The organism is Rhodobacter calidifons (assembly GCF_011174775.1).
Lineage (GTDB): Bacteria > Pseudomonadota > Alphaproteobacteria > Rhodobacterales > Rhodobacteraceae > Tabrizicola > Tabrizicola calidifons.
This window is the reverse complement of record NZ_JAANHS010000035.1, coordinates 1-6,710: the sequence shown is the minus strand read 5'-3', so window position 1 is coordinate 6,710 and position 6,710 is coordinate 1. Positions and strand designations below refer to the sequence as shown.

At 66.5% G+C, this 6,710-nt stretch carries 8 protein-coding genes and 1 pseudogene; 2 read left to right on the top strand and 7 right to left on the bottom strand.

Annotated features, from left to right (window positions below; genetic code table 11):
* Positions 1 to 415, top strand: a pseudogene (locus G8O29_RS17950) (DUF2793 domain-containing protein); the annotation flags it as partial.
* Between the two features lie 12 nt (positions 416 to 427).
* On the opposite strand, the gene G8O29_RS17945 reads toward G8O29_RS17950, so the two are convergent.
* From G8O29_RS17945 to G8O29_RS17915, 7 genes are all read right to left on the bottom strand, one after another.
* Positions 428 to 1,129 (bottom strand): MgtC/SapB family protein, encoded by a 702-nt coding sequence (locus G8O29_RS17945; RefSeq protein WP_166404572.1) that lies wholly within the window; start codon positions 1,127 to 1,129, stop codon positions 428 to 430.
* A gap of 76 nt (positions 1,130 to 1,205) precedes the next feature.
* The gene (locus G8O29_RS17940) at positions 1,206 to 1,442 is read right to left on the bottom strand and encodes a hypothetical protein (RefSeq protein WP_166404571.1); all 237 of its coding nucleotides are present in this window, start codon (positions 1,440 to 1,442) and stop codon (positions 1,206 to 1,208) included.
* Between the two features lie 4 nt (positions 1,443 to 1,446).
* A complete protein-coding gene (gene mgtE / locus G8O29_RS17935) occupies positions 1,447 to 2,820 on the bottom strand; it encodes a magnesium transporter (protein ID WP_166404570.1) in 1,374 nt (457 codons plus the stop codon).
* Positions 2,817 to 3,275, bottom strand: coding sequence for a DUF2493 domain-containing protein (locus G8O29_RS17930; protein WP_166404569.1), 459 nt, complete (start codon positions 3,273 to 3,275; stop codon positions 2,817 to 2,819). The genes mgtE and G8O29_RS17930 overlap by 4 nt, the downstream gene beginning before the upstream one ends.
* 35 nt (positions 3,276 to 3,310) lie before the next feature.
* Positions 3,311 to 3,499 carry a hypothetical protein gene (locus G8O29_RS17925; protein ID WP_166404568.1) on the bottom strand — a complete coding sequence of 63 codons (189 nt, stop codon included), beginning with the start codon at positions 3,497 to 3,499 and terminating at the stop codon, positions 3,311 to 3,313.
* A 501-nt stretch (positions 3,500 to 4,000) separates the two neighbouring features.
* A complete protein-coding gene (locus tag G8O29_RS17920; protein ID WP_166404567.1) occupies positions 4,001 to 4,696 on the bottom strand; it encodes a response regulator in 696 nt (231 codons plus the stop codon).
* An 83-nt stretch (positions 4,697 to 4,779) separates the two neighbouring features.
* A complete protein-coding gene (locus G8O29_RS17915; RefSeq protein WP_166404573.1) occupies positions 4,780 to 5,712 on the bottom strand; it encodes an IS5 family transposase in 933 nt (310 codons plus the stop codon).
* A 66-nt stretch (positions 5,713 to 5,778) separates the two neighbouring features.
* On the opposite strand from G8O29_RS17915, the gene G8O29_RS17910 reads away from it, so the two are divergent.
* Positions 5,779 to 6,450 (top strand): DUF2461 domain-containing protein, encoded by a 672-nt coding sequence (locus tag G8O29_RS17910; protein WP_166404566.1) that lies wholly within the window; start codon positions 5,779 to 5,781, stop codon positions 6,448 to 6,450.
* Positions 6,451 to 6,710 lie beyond the last annotated feature (260 nt).

Here is a 6,710-nt window from a genome sequence, read left to right as displayed (position 1 = left end):
CACAGGCATGGGGTTCTTCGGCCTCTACGGCTCCACCGCCGCGCTGGCGACCACCCTGACGCTGGCCGCAGCCATCAGCTGCATCGGTATCGGCTTCCAGCGCGGCACCCACACTCGCTGGCAGCTGGTGGCCAATGACGGCACCGGGGCGCCAACCCTGACCGACATGGGGGCGAGCTTTGCCATTGCCACCGGTGGCGTGCTGACCCTCTTCATCGCGGCACCGCTCAATGGCAACTCGGTCTGGGTGCGGGTGATAGACGAGGTCTCCGGCGCGATCTTCGAGCAAGAGATCACCGCTGACCTTCCGGCAGCAACGCAGTTCCTGTCGCCCAGGCTCTTCCTGAACACCGGCGCTACGGCTGCTGCCGTCGCCTACGACTGCGCCGGGGTCTACCTGGAAACCGACTTCTGATCCTGGGGTCCGTCACGCCACCTCGGCCTGCATCTGCCAGCGCGCGGCAGTGACGGCGGGTTCAAGGCTGAGCCGGCCGACGATCTGTTCCAGCGCCTCGGGCTTCACGCCTTCGCCATGCACGCGCGCCGTCACCTCGACCCGGTCGCTGTCCTCGATGTTGGCGCTGTCGAGCGCGGTCAGATGAAGGCCCGATGTGGCGAAGCCCTGAAGCATCAGCGCACGCACATGGGCCTCCTCGCTGCTGCGGCAGACGATCTCGACGGTATAGCTGCGCACAAGCTCTGTCGTCTGCAACGGCTGGCGGTCGAGGAGACGCGACAGGGGCCGCAGCGCCAGGTTGACGAAGATCACCATGGCCGTCACCGCCGTCGCCAGCAGATACTGACCCGCCCCCGACAGCAGCCCGATCGCCGCCGCGCACCACAGCGTCGCCGCGGTGTTCAGGCCGCGGACGTTGAAACCTTCGCGGAAGATGATCCCCGCGCCGAGAAAGCCGATGCCCGAGACCACCTGTGCCGCGACGCGCGTCGGGCTGACCTCGCCCGGAAAGCTGGCGGCAAAGACGGTGAAGCTGGCCGCGCCGAGCGCGACCAGCGTATTGGTGCGCAGACCCGCGAGGCGCTGGCGCCACTGTCGCTCGAACCCCACGGCGGCACCAAGCGCGAGGGCCGTGCCGAGGTTCAGGATGGCGATTTCAGGGGCGATGGTCATGCAGGTCTCCTTGTCTCGGGCAAAGGATCGCAGCGCAGGGTGAGGGACATGTGACAGCCTGACCGGCCCCCCCGCGTCAGCTGTCGCGCGACCGGCGCAGAAGGCGCAGGGCCGTCAGGGCCAGCCGCCCCGACAGCCGATCCAGACCTCCGGCCAGGCGCAGCGCCTTGCGGATGCGCCGGTTCGGAACCAATCCCGCCCCGGCAAACATCAGCACCAGCCGCAGATGCAGCCGGGCGAGGCCATGGACAGACCTCGACAGCCTGACAAGCGCGGCAGCGGCCAGGCGCAGTGCCAGCCGCCGCCCCGCCATGCCGTCAGTCCACCAGAAGATGGCCGAGGAAGGCATAGGCCAGCCCGAAGTAGATGAACACGCCCAGAAGGTCCATGATCGAGGTGATCAGGGGCGAGGACAGCGTGGCCGGATCGGTCCCGATCCGCCGCGCGGCAAAGGGCAGAAGCGCCCCGATCAGCGCGCCCAGCACCGTGCAGGCCGCCATCGCCAGCCCCACCACCAGAAGGATGTCGCCGCCCACGCCCTTGGAGAACCAGGCCAGCACCGCCTCCATCAGCGCAATCACCACGCCCAGCGACAGCGCCACCGGAATCTCGCGCCGGATCACGAACCAGATGTCGCGCGCCTTCAGACCCACCTGACCCAGCGCCATGCTGCGGATCACCAGCGTCGCCGACTGGCTACCGGTATTGCCGCCCATGTCCACGATGGGCGCGATGAAGGCCGCCAAGATGATGACCTGCGACAGCATCTCTTCCTGCGCCGCGACGAAGGTCGAGGTGATGATGCCGAAGAAGGTCAGCACGATCAGCCAGAACACCCGCACCCTGAACATCTGCGCGTAAGACGAGTTGCGCAGGTCGAGGTCGGGCCCCCCGCCGATGGGCGCGGCCGCGCCGAACTGCACCAGCCGCCGGCCGCGTTCGCCCCGCGCGATGTCGAGCGCGTCATCCACCGTGACGATGCCCACGAGCCGCCGCCCCTCGGTGACCACCGGCAGGGCCAGCACGTCGTAGGTGGCGATCTTCTCGGCCACCTGATCCTTGGTGTCCTCGACATGGGCACAGGCCGGATCGCGCTGCATGAGGTCGGCTACCCGCGCGCCCTCGTCGGCCAGGATCAGGTCGCGCAAGGAGACCACGCCCAGCAGGCTGCGGTCGGCATCGACCACATAGGCGGCATAGATCGTCTCGGCATCGGGGGCCTCGCGGCGCAGATGGGCGATGGCCTCGCGCACGGTCTCGTCGGGGCCCAGCGTGGCGTAGTCCGAGGTCATGAGCGCCCCGGCCGTGCCCTCCGGATAGGCGGCCAGCCGCCGGATGTCCTCGCGCTCGGCCTGGGCGAGGGCCGGCATCAGCGCGTCGCGTGCCGCAGGGTCGAGCCGCTTCCACAGGTCGGCGCGGTCATCGTGGCTCATGGCGGTGACGATCTGCGCCAGGTCGGCGCGCGGCAGGGCCTTGGCCATGGCGATCTGGAACGGCGCGTCGAAGTAGCCGAAGACGATCCCCTGCCGGTCGGGTGGCAGCGCGGTCAGCAGGCGCGCGGCTTGGTCGGCGGGCAGGCCGCCGATCTCGTTGGCGATGTCGGCGGGGTGAATCGTCTTCACCGCCTCGCGCACCGAGGCGGTGTCATTCGCGGCAAGCCAGGCGGTCAGGGCATTGGTCAGGGTGGTCATGGGCGGTCTCCTCGGCGCAAAGGTGGAGGGTCAGATGGAAGAAAGGCGGGATGGCGGGACGGGTGACCGCCACGACTGAGCGGATCATCGGGCGGGTCGGACGCATTCCCGTGACCGGCCGGCTGGACCGGCAGGCCAATGCCGCGGGCGCGGGCGATCAGGTCGGCCGTGTCCGCCCCGCCCGGCAGGGCGAGCATCAGGTCGGGCCGGCTGTCGGCCAGCATGAAGGCATTGCGCAAGCCCTCCGCCCGGCGGCCGTGCAGCTGCCAGTTGGGCGGATAGCGGATGACGTGCAGACCCTGGCGCCGCGCCCAGTCCTCGGCGGCCTGCCCCGTCAGGGCATGGCCGCCGTGGATCAGCACGGTCAGGGCATGGGCTTCGGCCGCGCGGTCGAGCGCGCGGGTGACGAGACCGGCATCGGTCAGATGCCGGCCTCCGGCCAGGATCAGGCGCATCGGCAGACCTCCCGTCGGGCGGCGCGCAGGCGGCCTCAGGCCGCCCGCAGGCTCCGGTGACGGGCGATCAGCGCGGCGAGCATGTCAGCCACCCCGGGCGCGACCGGCACCGGGGTCTGAACCCAGCCGCAGACCGGCCGCCCGGTCTTGGCCGAGACGGTCCAGACCATCACGGGACGGGCCGGGGCGGGGGTGGGAACGGGGAAGAGGTGCTTCAGCTTCATCGGTGCCTCCATCGGCCATCACGGCCGGAACGGAGGCGGAAGGCGCGTCAGACGTGCGCCATCTCACCCACGGACAGACCGCGAGGGCAGGGATTGTTGCAGAAGGCCCGGCCGATCTGCAAAGCAGAGGCCGGACCGCGTCTAGGGCTGGTGTCCATCGGACTCTCTGTTAGGTTGAGGGAAAATGGCGAGTCGAAACCCGTACGCTGGAGTTATGCAAGCCTTCGCGCGCTGTCAACCCCGACCGGGCCCCGAACCGCCGGAAAATGGAGAAGTTCATGAATAGGCAGAGGAATCCTGCTGCCGCCGACCGTCGCTGGTGGTGGCAGGGGAAGCAAACAGACAATCGGTTGCGGTTGTAGAGCTTCTGCATGCAGGCGCTTAACTGCAACTTCTGGCGCCGCACTGCGCGCTTCGGATGTGCTTCGCCGTATCGAACTGCGCATGACGACGAGACCTGCTTTGGCAAATTGGTGTCAGCAGGGCGGCAGGGCTGCGCGATCAGGTAGCCGCCACATCGAGGAAACGATACCCGATCCCCGGTTCCGTCGCGATGAACCTTGGGTTAGTGGCATCGTCGCCGAGCTTTTGGCGCAGTTGTCGGATGTAGACCCGCAGATACTGACTGTCTTCTGCATGGGCCGGACCCCAGATGGCCCGCAGGATCATCTCTTGCGTGACCAGTCGCCCGCGGTTGCTGGCCAGCATCCACAGCCGGTCGAACTCTCGTCGCGTGAGGTGGAGCGGCAACCCGTCCAGGGTCGCGGAATGATCGGCGGCATCGATCCGCAGGGGACCGACGCTCAGGACCGATGGGATGGCCTTGGCACCACGATCCCTAAGAAGACCCCGCACCCGGGCAAGGAACTCCTTCACACCGAAGGGTTTGACAACATAGTCCTGTGCGCCAGCGTCCAGCGCCTCGACCTTATCCCCTTCGTCGGCACGGACCGACAGGATCAGGACGGGCACCGGGCTCCAGCCCCGCAGGTCACGCAGCACCGACAGGCCGTCCGCATCCGGCAGACCCAGGTCGAGCACCACCAGCGCCGGGGTCTCCCGCGCGGCCATCGCCAGTCCCTCGCGCGCGGTGCCAGCCTCGATCACGCCATAGCCCTCGGCCTCGAGCGCCACCCGCAGAAAGCGGCGGATCGGGGCTTCGTCATCGACGACGAGGATACGGGCAAGGGCAGTCACGTCGCGACCTCGGGGTTTTGGAGCGGGAGGGCGTTGTTGCGCAATTCGGGCGTGACGCTTGAGTTCCCCTTACCCCGGTGATGTCAGGCCACGCGCACGATCTCGGCGATGCCGAGGGCGTTGAAGCGGTTCATCAGGGCGACGCGGATGTGGATGTCGGCGGTCTGGCGATCTGGGTCTATTGCGGCGATGCGCTCTCCAAAGGCTTTGAGGCAGCGCATCTTTGCCTCGATCCGGCTTCGGGCGTGGTATCCGGTCCAGCGCTTCCAGAACGCCCTGCCGTAGTGTCGGGTGGCACGCAGGGTTTCGTTTCTGGCAATCGCCGCCGGGCAGTCCTCTTTCCAGGGGCGCCCGTTCTTGCGGATCGGGATGATCGGAGTGGCCTGCCGGTCGAGGATGGCGGTGTGGCAACGGCGGGTGTCATAGGCGCCATCGGCGGTCACCGTGCCGATCTCCTCGCCCTCGGGGATCTGGTCGAGCAACTCCGGCAGCACGGGGCTGTCGCCATCGCTGCTGGGCGTAAACTCCACCGCCCGGATGTCTGACGTGGCCGTGTCCATGGCCAGATGGACCTTGCGCCATTGGCGCCGGCCCTGAACACCATGCTTGCGCGCCTGCCATTCGCCATCACCCAGAAACTTGATGCCGGTGCTGTCGACCAGCAGGTTCAAGGGGCCATCGGCGCGCCGATAGGGGCTCTGGACGGCGAGCGTCTTCTGCCGTCGGCACAGGGTCGTGTAATCCGGCACCGTCCAGTCCAGGTCCGCCATCTTCAACAGGCTGGCCACCATTCCTGTAGTTTGCCGCAAGGGAAGCTTGAACAAGACCTTGATCGTCAGGCAAAACTGGATCGCTGCGTCGGAAAACACCGCAGGCCGACCGGGCCTGCCGTCATGCGGCGCAAGCCAGGTCATCTCCTTGTCCAACCAGATCAACAGTGACCCGCGCTTGCACAGCGAAGCCGTGCAGCTGGACCAGTTCGTCGTGCGGTAGCGGGCGGGTATCGGCTTGCTCATACCGCCCATCTAACCACATGGACCACAATGTGATTCCTTCAAGATCAGAGTTCTGCAACAACGCCCATGACCCCCGAACACGCCTTTGACATCCAGAGCTTCGACTTCCTGCGCGACCTGTCCGCGAACAATGACCGGGACTGGTTTCATGCGCACAAGACCGTCTTCGCAACGCGGCTTGAGCGTCCCTTCATCCATCTGCTCGTATCGCTGAGCAACCGCCTTCAGGATGCACCCCGGCCGATGTCCGGCGGGAAGGCAACCGTGTTTGGAATGAACCGCGACGTACGGTTCAGTGAGGACAAGCGACCCTACAAGACCAACCTGTCGGGTCTGCTGACTCCATCCGGCAGCAAGAAGGAGGCGGGCGGTGTCATCTACGTCCAGATCGACGCAGAGGGCGGTTTTGCCGCCGCCGGGTATTATGGCCTGAGCCCCGCCGAGCTAGGTCCGATCCGCGATGCCATGGTCACGCGCGAAGCGGAATTCGCCAGTATCAAAGCCGATCTGGCCAATTCAGGCCGCGATTTCGACCGAAGCGACAGCTTGACCGGCATGCCAAAGGGGTTTGCCGATCAGGTTGATCACCCCCATGCCGCCGAGATCCGGTTGAAGTCGCTGATGCTGCGGGAAGATATGGACCGCGATGTGTGGTTATCAGGCGATGTCACCGACCGGATCGAGGCACTAGCCCGCGATGCCATGCCGCTTCTGGACTTTACCGAATCTGGTCGATGAGAGGGCACGGGATCAAGAAGGCCAACAGTCCGCCGGGCTATCACAACAGCGCTCAGGGGAAGCAGTTTATGGTGTCATGTGGGCAACACACGAGGGGACTAGAGCGAAATGGGAGCGTGGCCCTGAAGCCCACGAAAGCGATCACGCCTGGGAAATCAATATATAATTTAGTCGCTTGACCCGGAGATGGGGTGGATGCCGCTCTCCCCTGACGGCATTGCGATGTGCCAAACTCGTGGTGTCGAAGCACAAGCTGTAGG